The following is a 20,632-nucleotide window of genomic DNA, read 5'->3' on the forward strand; positions in this document are numbered from 1 at the left end:
TAGATAGGCCAGACCTGGAAGCACTGTAAGGTGTGAAGGCTACTGGTACTAATTGACCACAACAAACACCAACACACGCCGTGTGCTGGCAAAAAGAGTAAGAAACAAAAAGAATCATTGTCACTGTCGTGACCGCGTCCACTATGCAGTATCTGACACAACACCCACACAAAGTGGGCACTAAGAAGGGTTTGTACTAATGCTTCGAATGTTTGTCGGTGGTCAATAGCTGCAGGGAAACGCCCGGTCCCATTCCGAACCCGGAAGCTAAGCCTGCACACGCTGATGGTACTGCAACCGGGAGGTTGTGGGAGAGTAAGTCACCGCCGACACCAAACAACAAAACACAACAAAATACCGTAATGATGAAGCCGTAGAGGACACACGCACCATAAAGTGCCAACCTTCTCTACGGCTTCATCCGTCGTTTCAGCGCCTTTGTCTGTGAAGCCAGCTTAAGGGCTATTCCGACCTGATCGGACTCGATAGATAAACTATCCTGAATGGTAGTTTGTCTTGGACGCCAGTTCATTATGATGTCCCGACCGGCACACTTTTCATTGCATCTTCGCTACACTTATCCACCCAATAGTTTGGGAGGAAGCTCATGTGGTTCGATGGCTAGCATCGGCAATTTGGAAGGCGCCTGTAAGAGTTTCACGCCGTTGCGATTCCCGCGATGCTCGCGGAGCTAACGCCGGAGCAGGGAGAACAAGTCACCCAGGGTTCCAAAGAATTTCCGTTCGACGCGGTGCTAGACGTCTTAAACTCCAAGCACAGCTACGAAGACAAGGTTTCCCGAATACTGGCTATCAGCGGTACATGGATGAATGCTTCTTCCGGTAGCCAGTGGGCTCTAGGCCCATTGAGCAGCACAGCATACTCTGAACGGGTAGGCATAGGCGTTAGATGGGGTGAGATTGCATTCTCACCACTATTAAATGTCGCAGAAAACCTTATTGATGCGTATCCGACTTGGCCAGGCGTGCTCAGGGAATTCGCTGGGAATCAAGAAGATGCCCGTGATTATTTCTCGCAGCGGCTTAAGGAGATTTAGCGGTGTCTGACTTTTCTTCTAAAAGACCGCTCGATGTTTCTGGAACTAAGGTCTTGTTCAGTATCGGCACCGCGTTGCCGGGCTCTTTGCTCTTGTCTATTTCGTGTGAAGGTGACAGTGAGGGCTGGTGGGATGCTGCGACTGGCGCGGTTTTGATTGTGTGTGCAGTGATTCTTCTCGGTTGGGCTGCATTGAAGAAGGAGGTGCGTCGTCAAGCGCTGTGGGGCCTGCTATTTGTTGTCTATGGCGCGCTAGGCGCGCTACTTGTTCCTGGGGGTAGCATCCGTTTCGTCACGGTGTGCGTCTGGGTTGCTGTGATGAGTAATGTTTGGGTAACGCTGCGGCAGCCCGTCAGGATCTAAATTCCGGCTTTTTGTTTGCGGGTTGTAGAATAGGGCCGGTATTTCTGTGCTAGTTCCAACCAAGAAAGGGTAGGGCTGAATGTCGGAGCGCAATCACAATGGGCGCGGCGGACGTGACCGCAAGCCACGCAATAACAAGGGCCGTGATTTTAAGGGCGATTCCCGGAAGAAGAAGTCTTTTTCGCCGCAGCGCTCCGGTTACCGTGAGGAACGCATTAACCGTCGCATGAGTGACCCAGACATCCCGGCAGAGGTAGATGTCAACGACCTGGACCCGATGGTGCTGCAGGACCTGAAGTCGCTATCGAAGGAGAATTCCGAGGCCGTCGCTAAGCATATGATCATGGCTGCGACCTGGATGGAGGATGATCCTAAGCTGGCCCTGCGCCACGCACGCGCTGCCAAGGATCGTGCAGGCCGAGTTGCTATCGCCCGTGAAGTCAACGGAATCGCTGCGTATCGCGCCGGCGAGTGGAAGGAAGCACTCGCTGAGCTGCGTGCCGCGCGCCGCATTTCCGGTGGCCCCGGGATGCTTGCAGTCATGGCTGATTGCGAGCGTGGTTTGGGCCGCCCGGAAAAGGCGCTCGAGCTAGGCCGTGCGGAGGAAGCATCAGAACTTGATGAAGAGTCCACGATTGAGCTGGCAATTGTTTTGGCCGGCGCCCGCCTAGACATGGGGCAAGCTGAGTCCGCGGTTGTCACCATTCAGCGCGCACATCCTAACCGCGATGCCCGCGGGGTAAGCGCATGCCGTCTCGCTTATGCCTACGGTAATGCTCTGCTTGAAGCAGGGCGGAAGGACGAGGCTCGGGACTGGTTTGAGCACGCAGTTTCTATTGATGAAGGCGACTGGACTGATGCTGCCGAGCGCCTAGAGGAGTGCAAGTAGTGACGGTTCTCAGCAAGCACGATGCTCTTCTCCTTGATCTCGATGGCACCGTGTGGGAAGGCGGCCGTCCACTCTCAAACGTAGTGGACGTCATCAACACCTGCGGAGTGCCGGCAGTGTATGTGACCAACAATGCTTCGCGCAGCCCGCAGGCAGTGGCGAAGATGCTCGCGGACATCGGGCTCACTGCGGGTACAGAACAGATCGTTACCTCTGCGCAAGCGGTTCTCCAACTAGCAGGAGAAGAGGTCCCAGCTGGGGCGAAGCTCCTTATCATCGGTGCCGATTCCCTCCGTGACTTGGCCCGAGAGATGGGCTTCAAGGTAGTTTCCAGCGCCGATGACAAGCCTGCTGCTGTAGTGCAAGGCTTTGATCGCTCAGTTGGCTGGGAACACTTGACTGAAGGTGCCTTGGCCATTCGCCAGGGAGCCAAGTTCTTTGCTTCGAATCTCGATACCTCTCTGCCGATTGAGAGAGGTCTTGCTGTGGGAAATGGTTCTCTGGTTGCCGCCATCCAGTCAGCCACCGGGGTAGAGCCGGTATCTGCTGGCAAGCCTGAGCCGGCCATGTTTACTTTTGCGGCAAAGCAAATCGGCGCGAAAAAGCCACTTGCTGTGGGAGACCGCCTGGATACTGATATTGCAGGTGGTAACTCTGCTGCAATGGATACCTTCCATGTGCTCACCGGCGTTTCTGGTGAGTTGGAGCTGATTGAGGCTCCTGTGGAGGCACGCCCTAACTTTATTGGCGCAGGAATGCACGAGCTGGCCCTTCCTGTCTCTGTCGCTCGTCCCGGGGCACAGGGTGGATTTACGGCGAGGTGCGATGGCCATGACCTTCTGCTCGAGGGCGGCGACGAAAAGTCTACCTCCGTTCAGGCGTTGCGCACGGTGTTGGAAGTTGCATGGGCCATGCCGTCGCCGCCGCGCTATATTCAGCCGCGTAGCGAGCGTGCGGAAAAGGTTGTTGCGCAATGGCGGTAAAGCCGCACGATTTTCGAGCCGTCAAGGAACCGGCAGAGATCGATGCGGAAGTAGCAGAGATCCTTGGAGAAGACGCAGCGGATTTGGCCGCTGAAGTAGATCAGCTTGATCGCGCTCACAATGTGTTGCGCGATGCATTGCAGGAGAATTGATGCCCCCACAACGTCGTAGGTTAGATGCGGAGCTGGTGCGCCGAAAGATTGCGCGGTCACGTGAGCAGGCACGGGAGATGATTAAGTCCGGCCGTGTCACAGTTGGTGGCTTCAAGGCGCAGAAGCCGGCGTCGATTGTAGAGCCCGAGGTTTCCATCAAAGTAGAGGAAGCCGAAGAAGACAAGTGGGCTTCACGTGGCGCTCACAAGCTCTTGGGCGCCTTGGCGGCGTTCGACGTCGACATGAACGGCCGCATCCTCGATGCCGGCGCTTCTACCGGTGGCTTTACGGACGTGTGCTTGGAACACGGTGCGCAGGAAGTGCTGTCTGTCGACGTGGGCTATGGGCAGCTGCTCTGGCGCTTGCAAAACGATGTTCGCGTAACTGTTTTAGACCGCACCAATATCCGGAATTTGACGCTGGAGCTTACCGACGGCCCCTGCGACGGCATGGTAGGCGACTTGTCCTTCATTTCCCTCCGCTTGGTATTGCCGGCCATTGTGGATTGTCTGAAGGACGGTGCTTGGTTGTTGCCCATGGTGAAGCCCCAGTTTGAAGTGGGCAAGGAGCGTCTCGGTAGCGGTGGCGTGGTTCGTTCGCCGGAGTTACGCAAAGAAGTAACCAAGGAAGTCGCTGAATTTGCGTTGTCGCTGGGGCTTAGTATGCATGGGGCTGTTGCATCACCGCTGCCTGGGCCAAGCGGCAATGTGGAGTACTTCCTGTGGCTGAAGAAGGACGGTCAGCCCACAGATCTGGCTACAGTGGAAGAAATGATTGACCGCGCAGTCGAGGAAGGCCCGCAATGACACGTGAGATCCTGTTGGTACCTCATGCCAACCGCCAGCAGAACCTGGAGGCGACGTCGCGTGCAGCGGAGCTTTTGCAAGGTGCGGGAATTACTGTTCGAGTGTGCGCGGACGAAAAGGTACTGCCGGGATTAAAGCATGTACCTCACACTGAAGATGCGGCCGCAGGGTGCGAATTGGTGTTGGTTTTAGGCGGCGATGGAACCTTCCTCCGTGCCGCCGACATGGCGCGGGCCGTAGATATTCCAGTGCTGGGTATCAACCTAGGCCACGTGGGATTTCTGGCCGAGTGGGAGGTTGAATCCCTTGACCAGGCCTTGGTGCGGGTCATTGAAAAGCGCTACCGCATTGAAGACCGCCTCACCATTGATGTGTCCATCTTTGATGAGGAGGGAACCCTTCTTAGTCGCAGCTGGGCTTTGAACGAGGCTTCGGTAGAAAACCAAAACCGCTCCGGCGTCCTGGATGCAATCTTGGAAGTTGACCGCCGGCCGGTGTCGTCCTTTGGCTGCGATGGCGTGCTTATTTCCACGCCTACCGGATCCACCGCCTATGCGTTTTCCGCAGGCGGTCCGGTGTTGTGGCCCTCTCTGGATGCAATTTTGGTGGTACCTAATAATGCGCATGCGCTGTTTACCAAGCCATTGGTTGTATCGCCCAATTCTTTAGTGGCCGTCGAATCGACGATGCGCACGACTCCAGCCACCGTGATATTAGATGGCTTCCGCGAATTTGCGATGCCACCAGGGGCACGAGTGGAAGTAGTGCGAGGCGAGCGTCCGGTGCGGTGGGTACGCTTGGATGACCAACCTTTTACTGACCGTTTAGTCTCGAAGCTGCGCCTGCCCGTGGAAGGGTGGCGCGGGCCGAAGGAGAAATAGTGCTCGTCGATATTTCCATCAATGATCTGGGCGTTATTAGCCAGAGCTCCGCGGAACTATCCGCGGGCCTTACCGTGCTTACCGGTGAAACCGGTGCGGGTAAGACCATGGTGGTTACTGGTTTAAGACTCTTAGCAGGTGGTCGCGCCGATGCCTCCCGGGTGCGCGATGGCGCGAAAAAGGCTGCAGTGGAGGGACATTTTTCCTCTGCAAAGGACTCGATCCGTGAGCTGGTGGATTCGGTAGGCGGAGAGCCCGACGAAAATGGCGAGTATATCGTTTCACGCACAGTCTCTGCCGCGGGAAGATCGCGGGCCTATTTAGGCGGCCGGGCGGTACCGGCTGCAACCTTGGGCGAGTTCGCGCGCGAGCTCATTACGGTGCATGGGCAAAATGATCAGCTGCGTTTGCTTGCGCCCGAGGAGCAACTGGGTGCGGTAGACCGTGCGGATCCGAAATTGGCCCGTGTGCGGGAGCGCTATACCGAGGCCTTTAAAGAGTGGCGCAGCCTCGCCAAAGACTATAAGCGGCGCACGGAGCAGCGCCGCGAGCTGGCGCAGGAAGTCGACCGCCTGCAATTCGCCGTCGATGAGATCGATGGCATCGCCCCAGAACCCGGCGAGAATGAGGAACTGGTGCAGTTGGTTCGCAAGCTGCAAGACGTCGATGGGCTGCGAGAGTCCGCGGAAGTTGCGCTGGCTGCCATCGACGGCACCGAGGAGCTGGAAGAGGCTGCCTCGGCCTTGCTGGGCCGGGCGGTCTCGGCATTGGCGGGTTCCACCGATAAGGAACTGGCGGCCTTGGGCGAACGGCTCAGCGAGATCTCGTCGCAACTGGGCGATATCTCCGGCGAGCTCGGTGGATATCTGGCGGGGCTGCCGGCGGATCCACACCTATTGGAAAAGTCCCTCCAGCGGCAGCAGGAATTGCGCACGTTGACTAGGAAGTACGCAGGGGATATTGATGGCGTCGTGGCCTGGCGCAATGAGGCGGCGGCAAAGCTCGAGTCTATGGATACCTCTACTGAAGCCCTGGAGGAGCTGAAAAAGCAGGTCAAAGACGCTGAATCGGTGATGATTGAGCGGGCAGGGGAGCTGACAAGGGGGCGTCGGAAAGCGGCGAAAGCTTTGGGGGAGCAGGTAACGCAGGAGCTCCATGGCTTGGCCATGCCGAATTCGACTCTGACGGTCGAGCTTACGCAGGCGAAATATTCTAAGTCCGGTGCAGACGCGGCCGAGCTGCAGTTGAATGGTAAGCCGATTGCCTCTGCTGCCTCGGGCGGCGAGCTTTCCCGTGTCATGCTGGCCTTGGAGGTCGTGCTGGCAGACGAGGACGGCGCCACCTTAGTCTTCGATGAGGTAGATGCCGGTGTGGGCGGGCGCGCAGCGGTAGAGATCGGCCGCCGCCTGGCGCGCTTGGCGGTGCATAACCAAGTGATTGTGGTAACGCACCTGCCACAGGTCGCAGCGTACGCGGATGCGCACCTGCATGTATCGAAGGAGAAATTTACCTCTGGCGTGGCCGAGCTATCACAGGAGGAACGCGTGGAGGAGTTGGCCCGCATGCTGGCGGGGTTGGACGATACCGAGACCGGCCGAGCGCACGCGCAGGAGCTTTTTGACCGCGCACAGGAAGAAGCTTCCGCGCGCCTCGCCCACTCGAAACCATAATCACGCCACAATAGGGTCCATGGCTCTGTTTTCCCGTAACCCCGAGCAGCCTGGTGCACTGCGCGATTGCACTCCAGGCGCTAAGGGGATGAAAAAGTTTAGTGAAGGCGATGTCGCCGTAATTGATGCGGCCAATATCTCTCGCCACGAGGCTCAAACTCTCGTAGACCTTAAGCCCTCCGCCGTCATTAACGTGGCGGAATTTTCTACCGGCACTGTCCCAAATTATGGCCCGCACATGTTGCTTGACGCCGACATTACCCTCCTTGAAGGCGTGGGGCAGTCCTTTGTTTCCGAGTTCAAAGAGGGCAAAAAGGCGCGCATCGGGGAAGACGGCACGGTCTTTAGCGGCGATAAAGCGCTCGGCACCGGCCGCGTGGTAACCCGCGAGCGAGCAGAAAAGAACTTCACTGCGGCGCAGGGCGCGCTGATCGACCACATGGAATCCTTCTTTGGCAATTCCATCGATTTTATTAACTCGGAAGGCCCACTGCTTATCGACGGCCTCGGCGTCCCCGCCTCCGGCTCCGAAATCGCCGGCCGCAAGGTTGTCCTCTTTTCGCCTACCGATAGGCACCGCGAACAGCTCAAGCAGCTGCGCAACTTTATCCGCGAGTATGAGCCGCTGCTGATCGCAGTGGGATCGGCGGCAGATTCCTTGCTGGCCCAAGGATATAAGCCAGATTTCATTATTGGGGATCCCAATGGCGTGAGTGATGAAGCTCTGCGTTGCGGTGCCCGCGTAATCGTTCCTGCGGACCCGGAAGGGGAGGTAGAAGGCCTCGACCGCATCCAGGACCTCGGCATCGGCGCGATGACCTTCCCCGCAGCAACACACTCAGGTACCGACCTGGGCCTACTCTTTGCTGATTACCACGGCGCGGATCTCATCGTGCAGGCCGGCGGTGGGGTAGACCTCGATGATATCTTTGCTGACCGCACCAACCCCTCGGCCGTGCTGTCCCGCCTCAAGGCCGGTACCAAGGTGGTTGACGCTGATGCGGTAATCAATCTCTACAGTGCGCCTTCCTCCAACCTCGGCTGGCTGTGGGCAGTGCTGGGAATCTTGGTTGCCATTGCGGCGGTCATCCTCATCGTCGGCTTTGGCGGCAGCCAGGACTTTGCTAGCAACCTTAGCGAAACCTGGTCCAGCCTCTTTGGGGGCGCATAGGGCATGGCAAAGACTGAGCTTGTAGCAGGCTTGGGCTTCGGCGCCGCGGTTGGCGTAGCCTTGGGCGCCCTAGTGATTGCGCCGAACTTGACCACCAGCATGGCGGACGACGATCCCATCCGCGAGGAGCACCGCAAGGTGGTCCAAGACAATAAGATTCTGCAGACCCAGAATGAGGCTAGCGACAAGATCGTGGCCGATTCTGGTGCGGAAATGGTTGACGGGACATTGTCGCAGCGCCCAGTACTCATCGTGACCACCGATGACGCCAATGGCGGAGACGTGGACGCGATTCGGAAGCTCTTGGAGTCTTCCGATGCCACGGAGGCCGGCGAGATTAAGCTGACCAAGGACTTCTTGCGCCCCGAAACTAAGGACAAGCTGCTTCCCATCTTGAAAGATACTGCGCCTAAGAAGGCAGATATCAAGGACTTGGATTCGGCCGGAGCCCTTGGGGGTGAGGTGCTAGGCACTGCGCTGTCTTTGGATCCTGAGAGCACGAAGCCGTTGGCCTCAGTAGAAGAGCGTGCAGACGTGCTCCAGAAGCTGCGCGACGAGGGCTTTATTGATTACGAGGACGGCACCATCGTGCCTGCCCAGGCCATCATCGTGGTCTCTGGCAATGGCCTGCGAGGCTACCCGTCCAGCGCGCTGGCAGAATTTGCCACCGGTTTAGTTGATGTCAATGGGTCCGTGGTGTTGAGCGGGCGCACCAAGCAGACCCAGGATGATAAGGCGCTAGCCCAGGTGCGGGATCAGGACGCGGAGCTGTCTACAGTCGATAGCACCGAACGGGCAGTGGAGCGCATTGCGGTCATTCTGGCCACCCAGGAACAACTTGATGGTGGCCAAGGTGACTATGGCGCCACCGATACTGCAGACTCCGCCTTGCCGGGAAAGGAATAGCCCATGGCGCATGATTTCAAGGTGCTCGATTCGCAGCTGCTTGTCGAAGCCCCCATTATTGCCCTGCGCCGCGACGAGGTAGTCATGCCCGGTGGCGTTTCTGCCTCCCGGGAAGTAGTCGAGCACCTAGGTGCAGTGGCCGTCGTGGCAGTGGACTCAGACGAGCGTATTGCGATGGTGTATCAGTACCGCCACAGCGTGGGAAAACGCCTGTGGGAACTGCCGGCGGGATTGCTCGACGTTCGCGGTGAGGATGAGCTGACGGGCGCCCAGCGTGAACTGCAGGAGGAGGCTGGCCTAAGCGCGCAGACGTGGTCCGTGTTGACGGACCTTGTGACTTCGCCGGGTTTCTGCGAAGAGGCGGTTCGCGTATTTCTTGCCTCGGAGCTTTCCGACGTCCCCCGTATGGAGGCTACCGGTGACGAAGAAGCCGATATGGAAGTCGCCTGGGTGGGCCTCGATGAGGCCGTTGACAAGGTACTGCGCGGTGACATCGTCAATTCCATCGCCTGCAGCGGTATCTTGGCGGCCTACGCGGTGCTGCGTGGCGGCAAGAGAACCCGCAGCGTGGAGGAGCCGTTCGACCTTCGACCGACCTCGATGAGCTCCCGCCGCACGGGCGCGGACCTAAAGCAGCTGTGAGTGCGCTCGAAAACATAGCGCAGACGTGGCTTGATCATCTAGCAGTCGAGCGCGGCGTTTCTGCCAATACGTTGAGCAACTATCGCCGCGATGTCCGCCGCTACCTTGCCTGGCTGAGGGATAACGGGGTAGATGATCTGCGGTTGGTGACACGACCGATGGTGGAGGCTTATCTCAAAGACCTGCGCTCACACATGGCGGTGTCCTCAGCCAACCGAGCGCTCATCGTTGCTCGCGGACTGCATAAATTTGCCGTGTCAGAAGGCGTAGTGGACGTCGATGTCGCGGTTGAGGTAACCCCTCCGTCAACTGGGCAGCATTTGCCTGAGACATTATCGGTTGACGAGGTCACCGCTCTCATTGAAGCGACCCCTACTGAGACCCCAGTAGATGTGCGCGACCGTGCCCTGCTGGAGATGCTCTATGGCACCGGCGCGCGCATCTCAGAAATTATCTCCCTTACCGTTGATGACGTTTCCTCCGCGCAGGAGGTAATACGCCTGCGGGGCAAGGGAGACAAAGAGCGGGTTGTGCCAGTGGGCTCGCATGCCCGCCAGGCTCTCGATGCCTACTTGGTGCGAGCTCGTCCAGCGCTGAGCAAAGGTAAGACGCCGGCGCTGTTTCTCAATACCCGCGGTGGGGCTTTATCGCGGCAAAGTGCATGGACTGTGTTGAAGACGGCAGCGCAGCGGGCGCAAGTGGGGAAGTCCATTTCTCCGCATACCATGCGGCATTCTTTTGCGACGCACCTGCTTGAAGGCGGCGCTGATGTGCGCACCGTGCAAGAATTGCTGGGACATTCCTCGGTGACGACAACGCAAATATATACTCACGTCACTGCCGATTCCTTGCGCGAGGTTTGGCGCACTGCTCATCCTCGTGCTTAAGAAAGGACCACTATGTTTTCAACTCGTATAGCTGGTGCGGTGCTATCTTCCGCATTGCTTTTCCCAGCGGTGGCACACGCGCAGCTGCCGCCGGAAGTAGAAGCTGCTATTGCTGCTCCCATTTCGGTTCCTGCCGGTCAGACCACGACTGTAAGCTTGCCCGTGCCGGCCGAAGCTAGCTACTCCGGCGACGGGTGGAATGTATCTGCCTCTGGTACCTCCGCTACCATCACCGCCCCAGCTGAAGGCGGCCAAGTCTCGGTTCCTGTTTCTGCCCAAGGTATGAATGCGACCCTGACGCTAGTAGCCGATGGGTCGGTTGCACAGGAGGACATTCAGGAAGAAATTGATGGCGCGGAAGGCGGACCGGCCCCAGCTCCAGCGCCGGATCCGGGCTCGAATAAGCCGGCTGGGGGTGACAATGCTCCAGCCGGAAAAGATGCCGAGGGCGGAGATGACAAGCCTGCGCCGTCGAAAGAAAATAGCAACTTGCCGGTTGTTCCAGGTGAAAAGCCGGAGCGCAAGCCTGCCGGGGAAGCCAACCTGGAAGGCGCGGAATACGTCAACCTTGAATCCACAATTGAAGGCAATACTATTACCGCGAAGATGGGCCTCAAGCAGGCCTATGACCTTTACCAGCAGTTCAAGGACACGCAAGAAAACGACGTCACGCTGCGCTACCTTGACGGCGAGGGCAATATCATCCAAGGCGTAAAACGCGACGTGGACGCCTCTTCTCGAACCCTCACCTTGACCTATCCGGAGGGCGAGGCGCCTGATAATCCCTTTATCATGCAGTTGCTTCGCAATGACGGTTCTGGGGCCGCACTCATCGTCACCCTACAGGACCCTAACTATCAATCCGCCGCGGAAAACCTCGATGAGCGCCAGCAAAAGGAACCCAAAGAAGAAGACGGCGGCTCATATCTAGGGTGGATTATAGGAGGGGTAGCCGCAGCGGTGCTCATCGCACTCATAGCTCTAGTGGCAATCCTCAAACGCCGTTCTAGTCAACGCTAAACACTTGATATACACTAAGTCTCGGTACTTTTGGGCTGTAGCGGGTACGCTTTAATGACAACGTTGTAATCAACCCTAAGCCAAGTGTCATGGTCCGGAACTTGGCGTCAAGGAAGCAGGTGTGACTGTGAGCGAAGAGGGTCTCTTTTCTGCCTCTGACGTAGAGGTGGGGCTGACCGGTCGTCCTATCCGTGAGCTACCGGAACCCGCACCCTTGGAGAAGCATGGGCCGGCCACCATTATTTCGATGTGTAACCAAAAGGGTGGTGTCGGCAAAACCACCTCTACCATCAATATGGGCGCCTGCTTGGCGGAGTATGGCCGTAAAGTCCTCTTGGTTGACCTTGACCCCCAGGGAGCGCTGTCGGCAGGCCTTGGTCTCACGCATGACGATATCGAGGACACCATTTATGACGTGATGCTCGATAGTCACACCTCTATTCATTCCGCTATCCAGCACACCGGTGTACCGGGCTTGGATCTGGTGCCGGCAAATATCGACCTTTCCGCCGCAGAAATTCAGATGGTCAATGAAGTCGGTCGCGAGCACACCCTTGCCCGGGCTCTGCGTCCGGTGCGCCGCGATTATGATTTCATCATTATTGATTGCCAGCCTTCCTTGGGCTTGCTTACCGTCAACGCCCTGGCTTGCTCACAGGGTGTGATCATCCCTATGGAGTGCGAGTTCTTCTCCCTGCGCGGTTTGGCGCTGTTGACCGATACCGTGGAAAAGGTTTCTGATCGCATTAACTTTGACCTCGAGGTCATGGGAATCCTAGTGACCATGTTTGACCGCCGGACCAAGCACGCCCGGGAAGTTATGTCCCGAGTGGTGGATTACTTTGGCGATAAGGTCTTTGACACCGTCATTACCCGGACCGTTCGATTCCCAGAGACTTCGGTAGCCGGCGAGCCGATTACTACTTGGGCACCAAACTCCCCGGCCACACAGCAGTACCGGAACTTGGCCAAAGAGGTCATCGAGCGCTCGACCGTTTAAGGTATCGTGACCCAGCCGGAGATTACGGGCTTTCGCATTGCACTGCGGAATTTTGAAGGCCCATTTGACCTGCTATTGCAGCTCATTCAGTCCAAGAAGATGGACGTGACTGACGTTGCGCTGTCAGAAGTGACGGACGAATTCGTGGCGTATACACGCCAGCTGGGAGAGTCCGCTGATCTGGATGAGACCACTGATTTTTTGCTAGTGGCAGCTACGCTCTTGGATTTGAAGGCGGCGCGGCTACTGCCGCGCGGTGACGTCGACGATATTGAAGACTTAGAACTGCTGGAGTCGCGCGACCTTCTTTTTGCCCGTCTGTTGCAGTACAAGGCTTATAAGCAAGCAGCGGACCAATTCGCCGTGTGGCAGCGCGAGGCGCAGCGCAGCTATCCGCGCGCGGTTTCCATCGAGGAGAAGTTTGCTGAACTTTTGCCTCCAGTTTCGCTCGGCCATACGCCGGCCAGTTTTGCCGAGTTAGCTGCGGGCGTGTTCCGTCCCAAACCGCCGGAGGAGGTGGCAACCGGTCACGTGCACGCCGTAGCAGTATCGGTACCAGAGCAGGCCGGCAAGATCTTGGAAACACTCAAGCTACTCGGCGCAGGTCAATGGACCAGCTTTGGTGCGCTAACCCGCGACTGTACGGTTTCTATGCAGGTAGTGGGGCGTTTCTTGGCCCTGTTGGAGTTGTACAAAGCCAAGGCGGTTGATGCACAACAAGAAGAAGCGCTGGGTCAGCTGGACCTATCGTGGACAGGCCTGGATGTTGACCCAGCGGTAGTTGCCGCAGCGAACTGGGACTAAGGCCGTTGCTGGATGAATTCTAGCGTCTCGGGGGAGAGCTCCCGGTCGGAGTAGACGCGTACGTCTGGTTCCTCGGGGTTGTCCTCGGTGCCTATGCGGCGCCCTTCCCATACTTGTTGGAGCCCTTGCTTTTCGATGACCCGGATGGCCGCCGGGTGGTTTGTCGTGACGCGGGCCGTGATCGGTGAGTCGGGGTCCACTTGGCGGATGCACTTGATTGCTGCTGAGGTGATCTCTGTGGCAAAACCGGCACCCCAATGGGCGGGGCGCAGGCGGTATTTGATGTCCCAGAAGTTTGCCTCGTCGACGAAGATGGCACCACCGACACCGACGAATTCCGAAGGGTTGTGGCGCATATACGCGGCCCAAGGCCCGAAGTGGTGGGCGTCCCACGACTCGGAGGATGCTTGTGCGAGTGCACGCGTGGTGCGGATGTCAGCAAAGCGCCCATTGGGACGGTGGTTCCAGATACGTCCGTCGCTGTAGACCTTGTGGGTCTCTTCGGTATTAGCGGCGGACAGCGGGATGAGGATGAGTCTGTCAGTGCGAGTGATAGTTTCCATGACAATATGTTAGCCGAGTCACAGTAGGGAGCGAAAGCGATTTGGAGAATTTTCAGCGACTTTTTCTTCTCCAGTAAACTCGAGCGCTATGGATCTTCCCCTCATCTCGCAGTTGCGTTCCCGTCTTGAGTCGATATTGCTCGTGCTCGACTCTCCAGCCTCTGTGGAGTCATTGGCGCGTGCACTGGGGGCGGAAACGGACGTCGTTAGTGATTGCTTGCGTTCCATTCAGCGCGAGTTGGATAGTCGCGGTTCCGGTATTGACCTGCGCGAGACCCAAGAGGGGTGGCGCTTTTATACGCGCACCGAAAATGCCGGTGCGGTAGAAGAATTTCTCTTGGATGGCGCCCAAACCAAGCTTTCTCGCGCCGCCTTGGAGACTTTGGCGGTGGTGGCTTACCGGCAGCCCGTCACTCGCCAGCAGGTGGCGGCGGTTCGCGGTGTCAACGTTGATGGCGTGATGCGTACCCTTAACCTGCGCGGGTTGGTCCGGGAGCTGCCGCAGGATGATTTTGAAGGCGCTGCGCACCGGTACGAGACGACAGAATTGTTCCTCGAGTTATTGGGGATCGATTCTTTGGAGCGCCTGCCAGACTTGGCACCGCTGTTGCCTGACGTAGAGGCGATCGACGAAGAGTACTAGCGTGGGGTAGGATTGCCCAGGTAATTTCATATCTTCGAGAGAAAAGGACACGTACGTGACTCCTCCCGCTCGCCGTGACGGCACACCGGATAAGAAGCAGCGAGACAGTGACATCATTGTCTCCAATGCTAAGCCGGCCCGTCACCAGCATGTGTCAAAGAAAAAGCAGAAGGCTACCGCAGAATCCGTAGCCCGCGAATTGGGCGCCGATTGGCTGGTCGATGAAGACAAGCCCAAGGGAGAGCGCCTCCAAAAGGTGCTCGCCAAGGCGGGCGTCGCTTCCCGCCGCCACGCAGAAATCCTCATCGATGCCGGCCGAGTTGAGGTCAACGGCAAGATCATCGCCAAGCAAGGCGTCAAGGTAAACCCCTCCGTTGACGTCATCCGAGTAGACGGCGTGCGCGTCAACGTCAATGAGGAGCACGAATATTTTGTGCTCAATAAGCCGCGCGGCATGCAGTCCACCATGTCTGATGACCTGGGGCGCCCGTGCGTGGGCGACGTGGTGTCAGAAAAGGTCGCAGCTGGCCAGCGACTCTTTCACGTCGGCCGCCTCGACGCCGATACGGAAGGCCTGCTTATCCTCACCAATGATGGCGAGTTGGCCAACCGCTTGATGCACCCCAAGTACGAGGTGACCAAGACCTACCTCGCCACCGTTTTGGGCGAGGCCGATAGGAAGCTCGTGCGCCAGCTCAAGGAAGGCATCGAGCTGGAAGACGGACTGGCAAAGGCCGACTTTGCACAGGTAGTTGATACCAACCAGGGTTATTCCCTGGTGCGTCTTGAGCTGCATGAAGGCCGTAAACATATCGTGCGCCGCATGTTGAAGGAGGCCGGCTTCCCCGTGCAGCGCCTGGTGCGCACCAAGCTGCATACGGTTCAGCTGGGCGATATGAAGCCGGGCGGTCTGCGTGCCCTTAATTCCAGCGAGCTGACTAGCCTGTACAAGGCGGTGGAGATGTAATGATTTCTAATATGCCGAATGAGGGTCTCATCCTCGCCGTGGATGGCCCATCTGGAACTGGAAAGTCGACCACGTGCCGTGCGCTGGCCAAGCAGCTGAATGCAAAGTACGTCGACACTGGTGCGATGTACCGAGTGGCAACGCTTGCGGTGCTGCGTGAAGGCGTCGACCCTGCTGACACCGCCGCGGTTATTGCGGCTACGGTCAATCTGCCCTTAGGGGTATCCGATGACCCGGACTCCACCGAGGTTCTCCTCGGCGGTGAGGACGTCTCGCGCGTTATTCGAGAAGACGAAGTCACCCGTAACGTGTCCGCCGTATCTGCCATTCCGGAGGTGCGCGAGAATCTGGTCGCGCTGCAGCGCAAGCTTGCCCGCGAGGCTCACCGCGCGGTTGTAGAAGGACGCGATATTGGCACGGTTGTGCTTGCCGACGCCCCCGCAAAGGCATTCATGACTGCCTCTGCCGAGGTCCGCGCTCAGCGCCGCCAAGCCCAGAATGAAAAGGCGGGCATCGCTTCGGATTACGAGACGGTACTTGCGGATGTCCAGCGCCGGGACGCTGCGGATTCTTCCCGCAAGACCTCACCACTGCGCCCAGCGGAAGACGCAACCCTAGTCGATACCTCCAATATGAGCCCAGAGGATGTGCTGGAAGCTCTAATTAACGTGGTAAAGGAGTCTGTCAATGACTAATCACGATCCCCAGGAAGAGTCGGAGACTCAGTTCCATTACCCAGCCGGAAAGTTCGATGATGAGGTGGTAGAAGCCTCTCCTGGTTGGGCCGCCGATGATTTCAATACCGAGGAATTCGACTATGACTTCGATGACTCGGAATTCGGAGAGGCCGATTATGGCGACGATGCGTACGCAGAAGAACCTCTGAGCGAAGAGGAGTGGGAAGAACTCTCCCGCGCTTTCGGTGTGGAATCCGATGATCACACCGAGGAAGCATTGTGCACGGTGGCCGTAGTCGGGCGCCCAAATGTAGGTAAGTCCTCCTTGGTTAACCGTTTCCTTGGCCGCCGCGAAGCGGTGGTAGAGGACCACCCAGGCGTTACCCGTGACCGCATCTCCTATGTTGCGGACTGGAATGGCCAACGCTTTTTGGTGCAGGACACCGGTGGCTGGGATCCCAACGTGAAGGGTATTCATGCGGCGATTGCCCGCCAGGCAGAAGTCGCCATGGAAACTGCCGATGTCATCGTTATGGTGGTGGACACCAAGGTGGGCATCACGGAGACGGATGAGGTTATGGCCCGCCGCCTGCAGAAATCGCCTGTGCCAGTGATTTTGGTATCGAATAAGTTCGATTCCGATAATCAGTACGCAGATATGGCGGAATTTTATGCCTTGGGTTTGGGCGATCCGTGGCCCGTATCCGCCCAGCATGGCCGCGGCGGTGCGGACGTGCTCGATGAGATTCTGCGGGTCTTCCCTGAAGAACCTCGGCAGACCGCGATTACCTCTGGACCTCGCCGCGTCGCATTGGTGGGCAAGCCTAACGTCGGCAAGTCCTCGCTGCTGAATAAGCTCACCAGCGAGGAGCGCTCCGTGGTCGACAACGTCGCGGGAACCACCGTGGATCCGGTGGACTCTCTAGTGCAGCTAGATGAGCAGCTGTGGAAGTTCATTGATACCGCGGGCCTGCGCAAGAAGGTAAAGAATGCGCAGGGGCATGAGTACTATGCGTCCTTGCGCACCCGCGGCGTAATCGATGCTGCTGAGGTCTGCATCATGCTTATCGACGCCTCTGAGGAGATCTCCGAGCAAGACCAGCGCGTGCTCAATATGGTGCTCGAGGCGGGTAAGGCACTGGTGATTGCGTTTAATAAGTGGGACCTCATGGATGAGGATCGCCGCTACTACCTGGACCGCGAGATTGATCAGCAGCTGAGCCACTTGCCGTGGGTTACGCGAGTGAATATCTCTGCGGAAACGGGCCGCGCGCTGCAGAAGCTGGAGCCGGCCATGATTGAGGCACTGGAAAGCTGGGATCAGCGTGTGTCCACGGGCCAGCTGAATAACTGGCTGCGTGAGGCTATCGCGGCTAACCCGCCGCCGATGAAGAATAACCGCCTGCCGCGCGTATTGTTCGCCACGCAGGCCTCGACTCAGCCGCCGACCATCGTCTTGTTTACGACGGGCTTCTTGGATGCAGCGTATCGCCGCTACCTTGAGCGCAAGTTCCGCGAGCGGTTTGGCTTCCACGGAACGCCTATCCGAATCGCAGTGCGAGTGAGGGAGAGGCGCGGAAAGAAGCGCTAGCAGTATGCCCGTTACGCTGGGATTATAGCATCCAGGCGAGCGATTTTTACACCGGACACGGTGTGAGAATCCGCTCGCCTTTCCGTTTATATCCGTTCATGTGGGTCTGGATAGGATATAACCAGTTAATCATTCTCTCGTGATGGAGGGCTCAGCATGCTAGCCAGCGTAATTGCGCCAGATTCAATTCTGGCCATCGTGCTCCAGGTCATCATCATCCTCAGCGCCCTGCTATTGGGCACTCGCTATGGTGGTATAGGGCTTGGTCTTATTTCCGGCATCGGTTTGATGCTCATGGTCTTTGTCTTCGGCCTCGCCCCGGGTGAGCCGCCGGTGTCCGTGATGCTGACCATCATTGCGGTCATTGGTTGCGCGGCCACCTTGCAACAGGCGCGTGGCCTGGAAGTGATGATGCAATTTGCCGAGAAGTTTCTCCGTGCCCACCCAGAGCGCATCACCATCCTCGCGCCGCTGACCACTTGGTTCCTGACGGTACTGTGCGGTACGGGTCACGTGGTGTACACGATGTTTCCGATCATCGAGGATATTGCCCTGAAGAAAGGCATCCGCCCAGAGCGTCCCATGGCCGTGGCATCGACGTCGGCTCAAATGGGTATTACGGCCTCTCCAGTGTCTGTGGCCACCGTATCCCTAGCGTCCATCATCGCGGAAAATGCCGGCGCTATCGATCACGCCTATTCCATTCCGCAGATCCTCATGGTGGCTATGCCCGCCTCGCTTGCCGGTGTCATTCTTGCCTCGCTGTGGTCGCTGCGCCGCGGCAAGGACCTAGACGAGGACCCGGCATTCCAGGAGCGCATGAAGGATCCGGAGTTCGCAGAAAGCATTCACCAGTCCACCGGGTCGCTCATGGATGAAGAATTTTCGCCAGAAGCAAAACGAGCGGTAGTTATCTTCCTCGTGGCTATCGCCAGCGTGGTGGCGCTCGGTGCGTTCGAATTCCTGCGCCCGCTGGTCCCTGGCGACGATGGTGAGCTGAGCCCGCTTTCGATGAATCTGGTTATCCAAATGGTCATGCTTGTTGCCGGCGCGATCATCCTGCTTAGCTGCAAGGCTGACCCGAAGAAGATCGCGTCCACGCCAGTCTTTAAGGCCGGTATGACCGCAGTATTCTCCGTCTTCGGTGTGGCATGGATGGCAGATACCTTCTTCCAAGCCCATATCGATGCCCTGGAATCCAACCTAGGGTCCGTGGTGGAGGCCGCCCCGTGGGCCTACGCGGTGGTACTGGTCATCGTGTCCAAGCTGGTTAACTCCCAGGCCGCCGCCCTGGTTGCCATCGCTCCGATCGGCCTGCAGCTGGGAATCGACCCCGCCATTATCGTTGGTTTCTATGGCGCAGCATATGGCTACTTCATCTTGCCAACCTACCCTTCGGACCTAGCCTGTATCGGCTTCGACCGCACGGGAACTACCCACATTGGCAAGTTCGTCATCAACCACTCCTTCCTCGTTCCCGGCGCCATCTCGGTGTTCACCTCCTGCGTGGTGGGCTCGCTACTGGCGCAGGTCCTGCTCTAATCCGAATCCCGTACCAGCACGAAGGCATCCGTGCGGTACGGGATGCGTAGTTTTTGCCCCGGCTTAAACCTCATATGCTCGTAGAGGTACCAATCCAGGTTGTGGGTCATGCGTTCATGGATGGCTTTGCCATTGCGCAGCCAATAGGATCTGGTGTGCATCAGCTGGTGAAGCTGCTCCGGGGTAAGCTCGTTCTCCCAGGTCAAGCGCAGCTCGTGGTCTAAAGACCACGGCTCCGTGTAGTTCGGATAAAAGCCTGGTTTATGTACATCCCCGGAGTGCATGATCCGAGACAGCCGCAGGATCCAGGGGTCCGCGTTGACATCAAGCGTGTTCCACACCAGGAGAATCTTCCCGCCCGGCGCGAGGACGCGGTCAAGCTCTGCACAGGCGGCTGGTACGTCGACCCAGTGCCAGGTTTGGGCGAGGCAGACGGCGTCTAAGGAGGCGTCGGCAAGCGCGGTGTTTTCGGCCGTAGCACGAAGGACTGGCAGGTGGAGGCGTGCTGCGAGAATTCCAGCCATATCTGCGGAGGGCTCCAGAGCCAAAACCCGAGGATTGGGTAGGGATTCGGTGAGTTTTCCAGTACCGGCACCAATATCGGCAACGGTATGGGCGTCAGCGATAAGGGCAGAAACCTCGTCCGGATAGCCGGGGCGCACATCGTGGTAGGTGCTCGCGCCGCGGCGGAAGGCCTGGGCGGAAGCGGTACGTTGCGCGGCATTGCGGAAGCCGGGGCCTTGTCTAGTGGAGGCCTTGCGGTAGCTAGGGAAGTGGCTGGGATCGGGGCGGCGAGTCGTCATAGCCCATCTAACCTACCGCGAATTAGAATGGCTGCCTATGAGGACACTTCCTGCACCATCAGATCCCAGGTGGCTGCTAAAGACTGTCTTTTCTCGTCCATCCCTCACTGTGCCGGCCGCACTCTGCATGACTGTATCTTTTCTGCTTAACGGATCGACTCCAGTGATCGTGGGACATGCCATTGATGAAGCTGTGTCGAAAGGATCCGTTGACCGATTAGGCATGTGGCTGGTGGTATTGGGGGCAGCTTTTGGTCTTAATGCCATAGCCGCATGGTTCGGACGCGGCCTCAACGCGCGAGCCATGCTAGTAATTGGGCACGATGTTCGCATGTCCATCACGGATAGGATTCAGGATCCGCGGGGCATCGCAGGCGAGCCCCGCACCGCCGGCGAGCTGCTGGCCATCGCCTCCACGGACGCACGGCGCGTGCAGAATGCGGTGATGATGACGGTTTTCCCCGTCGCTGAGATCACCGCCATTGTGTATGTGGCGGTCATGGCTAGCCGTATTAACCTGCCTTTAGGCATCGCTATTTTGAAGTGCCCCGAGTTTTGTTCCTAGGCATTTGCCTTGATTTCTATTATTTCCTGTGGCGGTTTCTGCTTCCAAAAA

Annotated in this window: 23 protein-coding genes and 1 rRNA gene; 22 read left to right on the forward strand and 2 right to left on the reverse strand. The window is 58.0% G+C overall.

All coding sequences use genetic code 11. The annotated features are described in order from the left end of the window. The first annotated feature begins 214 nt into the window (after positions 1 to 214). The 16 genes from rrf to QP324_RS11210 all read left to right on the forward strand — a co-directional run bounded on the left by rrf (position 215) and on the right by QP324_RS11210 (position 13,230). Positions 215 to 332: ribosomal RNA gene (gene rrf / locus QP324_RS11135) — 5S ribosomal RNA — on the forward strand. Positions 333 to 679: 347 nt separating this feature from the next. Beyond that, the gene (locus QP324_RS11140; RefSeq protein WP_284816079.1) at positions 680 to 1,057 is read left to right on the forward strand and encodes a hypothetical protein; all 378 of its coding nucleotides are present in this window, start codon (positions 680 to 682) and stop codon (positions 1,055 to 1,057) included. 2 nt (positions 1,058 to 1,059) lie between these two features. After that, positions 1,060 to 1,419, forward strand: a complete 360-nt coding sequence (locus QP324_RS11145) for a hypothetical protein (RefSeq protein WP_284816080.1) — start codon at positions 1,060 to 1,062, stop codon at positions 1,417 to 1,419. Between the two features lie 79 nt (positions 1,420 to 1,498). Further along, a complete protein-coding gene (locus QP324_RS11150; protein WP_284816081.1) occupies positions 1,499 to 2,308 on the forward strand; it encodes a tetratricopeptide repeat protein in 810 nt (269 codons plus the stop codon). Next, positions 2,308 to 3,291, forward strand: a complete 984-nt coding sequence (locus tag QP324_RS11155) for an HAD-IIA family hydrolase (RefSeq protein ID WP_284816082.1) — start codon at positions 2,308 to 2,310, stop codon at positions 3,289 to 3,291. The genes QP324_RS11150 and QP324_RS11155 overlap by 1 nt, the downstream gene beginning before the upstream one ends. Next, positions 3,282 to 3,443 (forward strand): hypothetical protein, encoded by a 162-nt coding sequence (locus QP324_RS11160; RefSeq protein ID WP_005324658.1) that lies wholly within the window; start codon positions 3,282 to 3,284, stop codon positions 3,441 to 3,443. Before QP324_RS11155 ends, QP324_RS11160 begins: the two co-directional genes overlap by 10 nt. Next, positions 3,443 to 4,249: a TlyA family RNA methyltransferase gene (locus QP324_RS11165; protein ID WP_284816083.1), complete on the forward strand. Its 807-nt coding sequence runs from the start codon at positions 3,443 to 3,445 to the stop codon at positions 4,247 to 4,249. The genes QP324_RS11160 and QP324_RS11165 overlap by 1 nt, the downstream gene beginning before the upstream one ends. After that, on the forward strand, positions 4,246 to 5,130 hold the full coding sequence (locus tag QP324_RS11170; protein WP_239278867.1) for an NAD kinase: 885 nt from the start codon (positions 4,246 to 4,248) through the stop codon (positions 5,128 to 5,130). The genes QP324_RS11165 and QP324_RS11170 overlap by 4 nt, the downstream gene beginning before the upstream one ends. Next, positions 5,130 to 6,800, forward strand: a complete 1,671-nt coding sequence (gene recN, locus QP324_RS11175; RefSeq protein ID WP_284816084.1) for a DNA repair protein RecN — start codon at positions 5,130 to 5,132, stop codon at positions 6,798 to 6,800. Before QP324_RS11170 ends, recN begins: the two co-directional genes overlap by 1 nt. Before the next feature lie 19 nt (positions 6,801 to 6,819). Next, complete coding sequence (gene steA, locus QP324_RS11180; protein WP_239278865.1) at positions 6,820 to 7,971, forward strand: putative cytokinetic ring protein SteA; 1,152 nt, start codon at positions 6,820 to 6,822, stop codon at positions 7,969 to 7,971. 3 nt (positions 7,972 to 7,974) lie between these two features. Further along, positions 7,975 to 8,877 (forward strand): copper transporter, encoded by a 903-nt coding sequence (locus QP324_RS11185; protein ID WP_239278864.1) that lies wholly within the window; start codon positions 7,975 to 7,977, stop codon positions 8,875 to 8,877. 3 nt (positions 8,878 to 8,880) lie between these two features. Next, positions 8,881 to 9,519, forward strand: a complete 639-nt coding sequence (locus tag QP324_RS11190) for an NUDIX hydrolase (protein WP_239278863.1) — start codon at positions 8,881 to 8,883, stop codon at positions 9,517 to 9,519. Next, on the forward strand, positions 9,516 to 10,406 hold the full coding sequence (gene xerD / locus QP324_RS11195) for a site-specific tyrosine recombinase XerD (RefSeq protein WP_239278862.1): 891 nt from the start codon (positions 9,516 to 9,518) through the stop codon (positions 10,404 to 10,406). The genes QP324_RS11190 and xerD overlap by 4 nt, the downstream gene beginning before the upstream one ends. Positions 10,407 to 10,418: 12 nt before the next feature. Beyond that, positions 10,419 to 11,426: a hypothetical protein gene (locus tag QP324_RS11200; protein ID WP_239278861.1), complete on the forward strand. Its 1,008-nt coding sequence runs from the start codon at positions 10,419 to 10,421 to the stop codon at positions 11,424 to 11,426. 127 nt (positions 11,427 to 11,553) lie between these two features. Continuing rightward, positions 11,554 to 12,426, forward strand: coding sequence for a ParA family protein (locus tag QP324_RS11205; protein ID WP_239278878.1), 873 nt, complete (start codon positions 11,554 to 11,556; stop codon positions 12,424 to 12,426). A 6-nt stretch (positions 12,427 to 12,432) separates the two neighbouring features. Then, positions 12,433 to 13,230: a ScpA family protein gene (locus QP324_RS11210; protein WP_005324675.1), complete on the forward strand. Its 798-nt coding sequence runs from the start codon at positions 12,433 to 12,435 to the stop codon at positions 13,228 to 13,230. Here QP324_RS11210 and QP324_RS11215 read toward each other — a convergent pair. Further along, complete coding sequence (locus QP324_RS11215) at positions 13,227 to 13,793, reverse strand: GNAT family N-acetyltransferase (RefSeq protein ID WP_284816085.1); 567 nt, start codon at positions 13,791 to 13,793, stop codon at positions 13,227 to 13,229. The genes QP324_RS11210 and QP324_RS11215 overlap by 4 nt on opposite strands. 88 nt (positions 13,794 to 13,881) lie before the next feature. On the opposite strand from QP324_RS11215, the gene scpB reads away from it, so the two are divergent. The 5 genes from scpB (at position 13,882) to QP324_RS11240 (ending at position 19,213) form a co-directional block, all read left to right on the forward strand. Further along, the gene (gene scpB, locus QP324_RS11220) at positions 13,882 to 14,436 is read left to right on the forward strand and encodes an SMC-Scp complex subunit ScpB (protein WP_284766439.1); all 555 of its coding nucleotides are present in this window, start codon (positions 13,882 to 13,884) and stop codon (positions 14,434 to 14,436) included. Between the two features lie 55 nt (positions 14,437 to 14,491). Then, on the forward strand, positions 14,492 to 15,403 hold the full coding sequence (locus QP324_RS11225) for a pseudouridine synthase (protein WP_005324678.1): 912 nt from the start codon (positions 14,492 to 14,494) through the stop codon (positions 15,401 to 15,403). Next, entirely contained in the window at positions 15,403 to 16,098 is a 696-nt protein-coding gene (cmk, locus tag QP324_RS11230) for a (d)CMP kinase (protein ID WP_284816086.1), read from the forward strand. Before QP324_RS11225 ends, cmk begins: the two co-directional genes overlap by 1 nt. Next, positions 16,091 to 17,671 (forward strand): ribosome biogenesis GTPase Der, encoded by a 1,581-nt coding sequence (gene der, locus QP324_RS11235; RefSeq protein ID WP_284816087.1) that lies wholly within the window; start codon positions 16,091 to 16,093, stop codon positions 17,669 to 17,671. Before cmk ends, der begins: the two co-directional genes overlap by 8 nt. A 156-nt stretch (positions 17,672 to 17,827) precedes the next feature. Beyond that, complete coding sequence (locus QP324_RS11240) at positions 17,828 to 19,213, forward strand: anaerobic C4-dicarboxylate transporter (RefSeq protein WP_284816088.1); 1,386 nt, start codon at positions 17,828 to 17,830, stop codon at positions 19,211 to 19,213. On the opposite strand, the gene QP324_RS11245 is transcribed toward QP324_RS11240, so the two are convergent. Beyond that, on the reverse strand, positions 19,210 to 20,016 hold the full coding sequence (locus QP324_RS11245) for a class I SAM-dependent methyltransferase (RefSeq protein WP_284816089.1): 807 nt from the start codon (positions 20,014 to 20,016) through the stop codon (positions 19,210 to 19,212). The genes QP324_RS11240 and QP324_RS11245 overlap by 4 nt on opposite strands. A 127-nt stretch (positions 20,017 to 20,143) precedes the next feature. On the opposite strand from QP324_RS11245, the gene QP324_RS11250 reads away from it, so the two are divergent. Next, positions 20,144 to 20,581, forward strand: a complete 438-nt coding sequence (locus tag QP324_RS11250) for a hypothetical protein (protein ID WP_284816090.1) — start codon at positions 20,144 to 20,146, stop codon at positions 20,579 to 20,581. Positions 20,582 to 20,632 lie beyond the last annotated feature (51 nt).

Source organism: Corynebacterium sp. UMB0012, assembly GCF_030216265.1.
Classification (GTDB): Bacteria; Actinomycetota; Actinomycetes; order Mycobacteriales; family Mycobacteriaceae; genus Corynebacterium.

Coding starts and splice junctions, on each gene's coding strand:
- QP324_RS11190 (WP_239278863.1), top strand. CDS start 8,881: ATGGCGCATGATTTCAAGGTGCTCGATTCGCAGCTGCTTGTCGAAGCC.
- QP324_RS11240 (WP_284816088.1), top strand. CDS start 17,828: ATGCTAGCCAGCGTAATTGCGCCAGATTCAATTCTGGCCATCGTGCTC.
- der (WP_284816087.1), top strand. CDS start 16,091: ATGACTAATCACGATCCCCAGGAAGAGTCGGAGACTCAGTTCCATTAC.
- QP324_RS11245 (WP_284816089.1), bottom strand. CDS start 20,016: ATGACGACTCGCCGCCCCGATCCCAGCCACTTCCCTAGCTACCGCAAG.
- QP324_RS11215 (WP_284816085.1), bottom strand. CDS start 13,793: ATGGAAACTATCACTCGCACTGACAGACTCATCCTCATCCCGCTGTCC.
- steA (WP_239278865.1), top strand. CDS start 6,820: ATGGCTCTGTTTTCCCGTAACCCCGAGCAGCCTGGTGCACTGCGCGAT.
- QP324_RS11150 (WP_284816081.1), top strand. CDS start 1,499: ATGTCGGAGCGCAATCACAATGGGCGCGGCGGACGTGACCGCAAGCCA.
- QP324_RS11185 (WP_239278864.1), top strand. CDS start 7,975: ATGGCAAAGACTGAGCTTGTAGCAGGCTTGGGCTTCGGCGCCGCGGTT.
- QP324_RS11165 (WP_284816083.1), top strand. CDS start 3,443: ATGCCCCCACAACGTCGTAGGTTAGATGCGGAGCTGGTGCGCCGAAAG.
- QP324_RS11160 (WP_005324658.1), top strand. CDS start 3,282: ATGGCGGTAAAGCCGCACGATTTTCGAGCCGTCAAGGAACCGGCAGAG.
- QP324_RS11170 (WP_239278867.1), top strand. CDS start 4,246: ATGACACGTGAGATCCTGTTGGTACCTCATGCCAACCGCCAGCAGAAC.
- cmk (WP_284816086.1), top strand. CDS start 15,403: ATGATTTCTAATATGCCGAATGAGGGTCTCATCCTCGCCGTGGATGGC.
- QP324_RS11250 (WP_284816090.1), top strand. CDS start 20,144: ATGACTGTATCTTTTCTGCTTAACGGATCGACTCCAGTGATCGTGGGA.
- QP324_RS11140 (WP_284816079.1), top strand. CDS start 680: ATGCTCGCGGAGCTAACGCCGGAGCAGGGAGAACAAGTCACCCAGGGT.
- scpB (WP_284766439.1), top strand. CDS start 13,882: ATGGATCTTCCCCTCATCTCGCAGTTGCGTTCCCGTCTTGAGTCGATA.
- QP324_RS11200 (WP_239278861.1), top strand. CDS start 10,419: ATGTTTTCAACTCGTATAGCTGGTGCGGTGCTATCTTCCGCATTGCTT.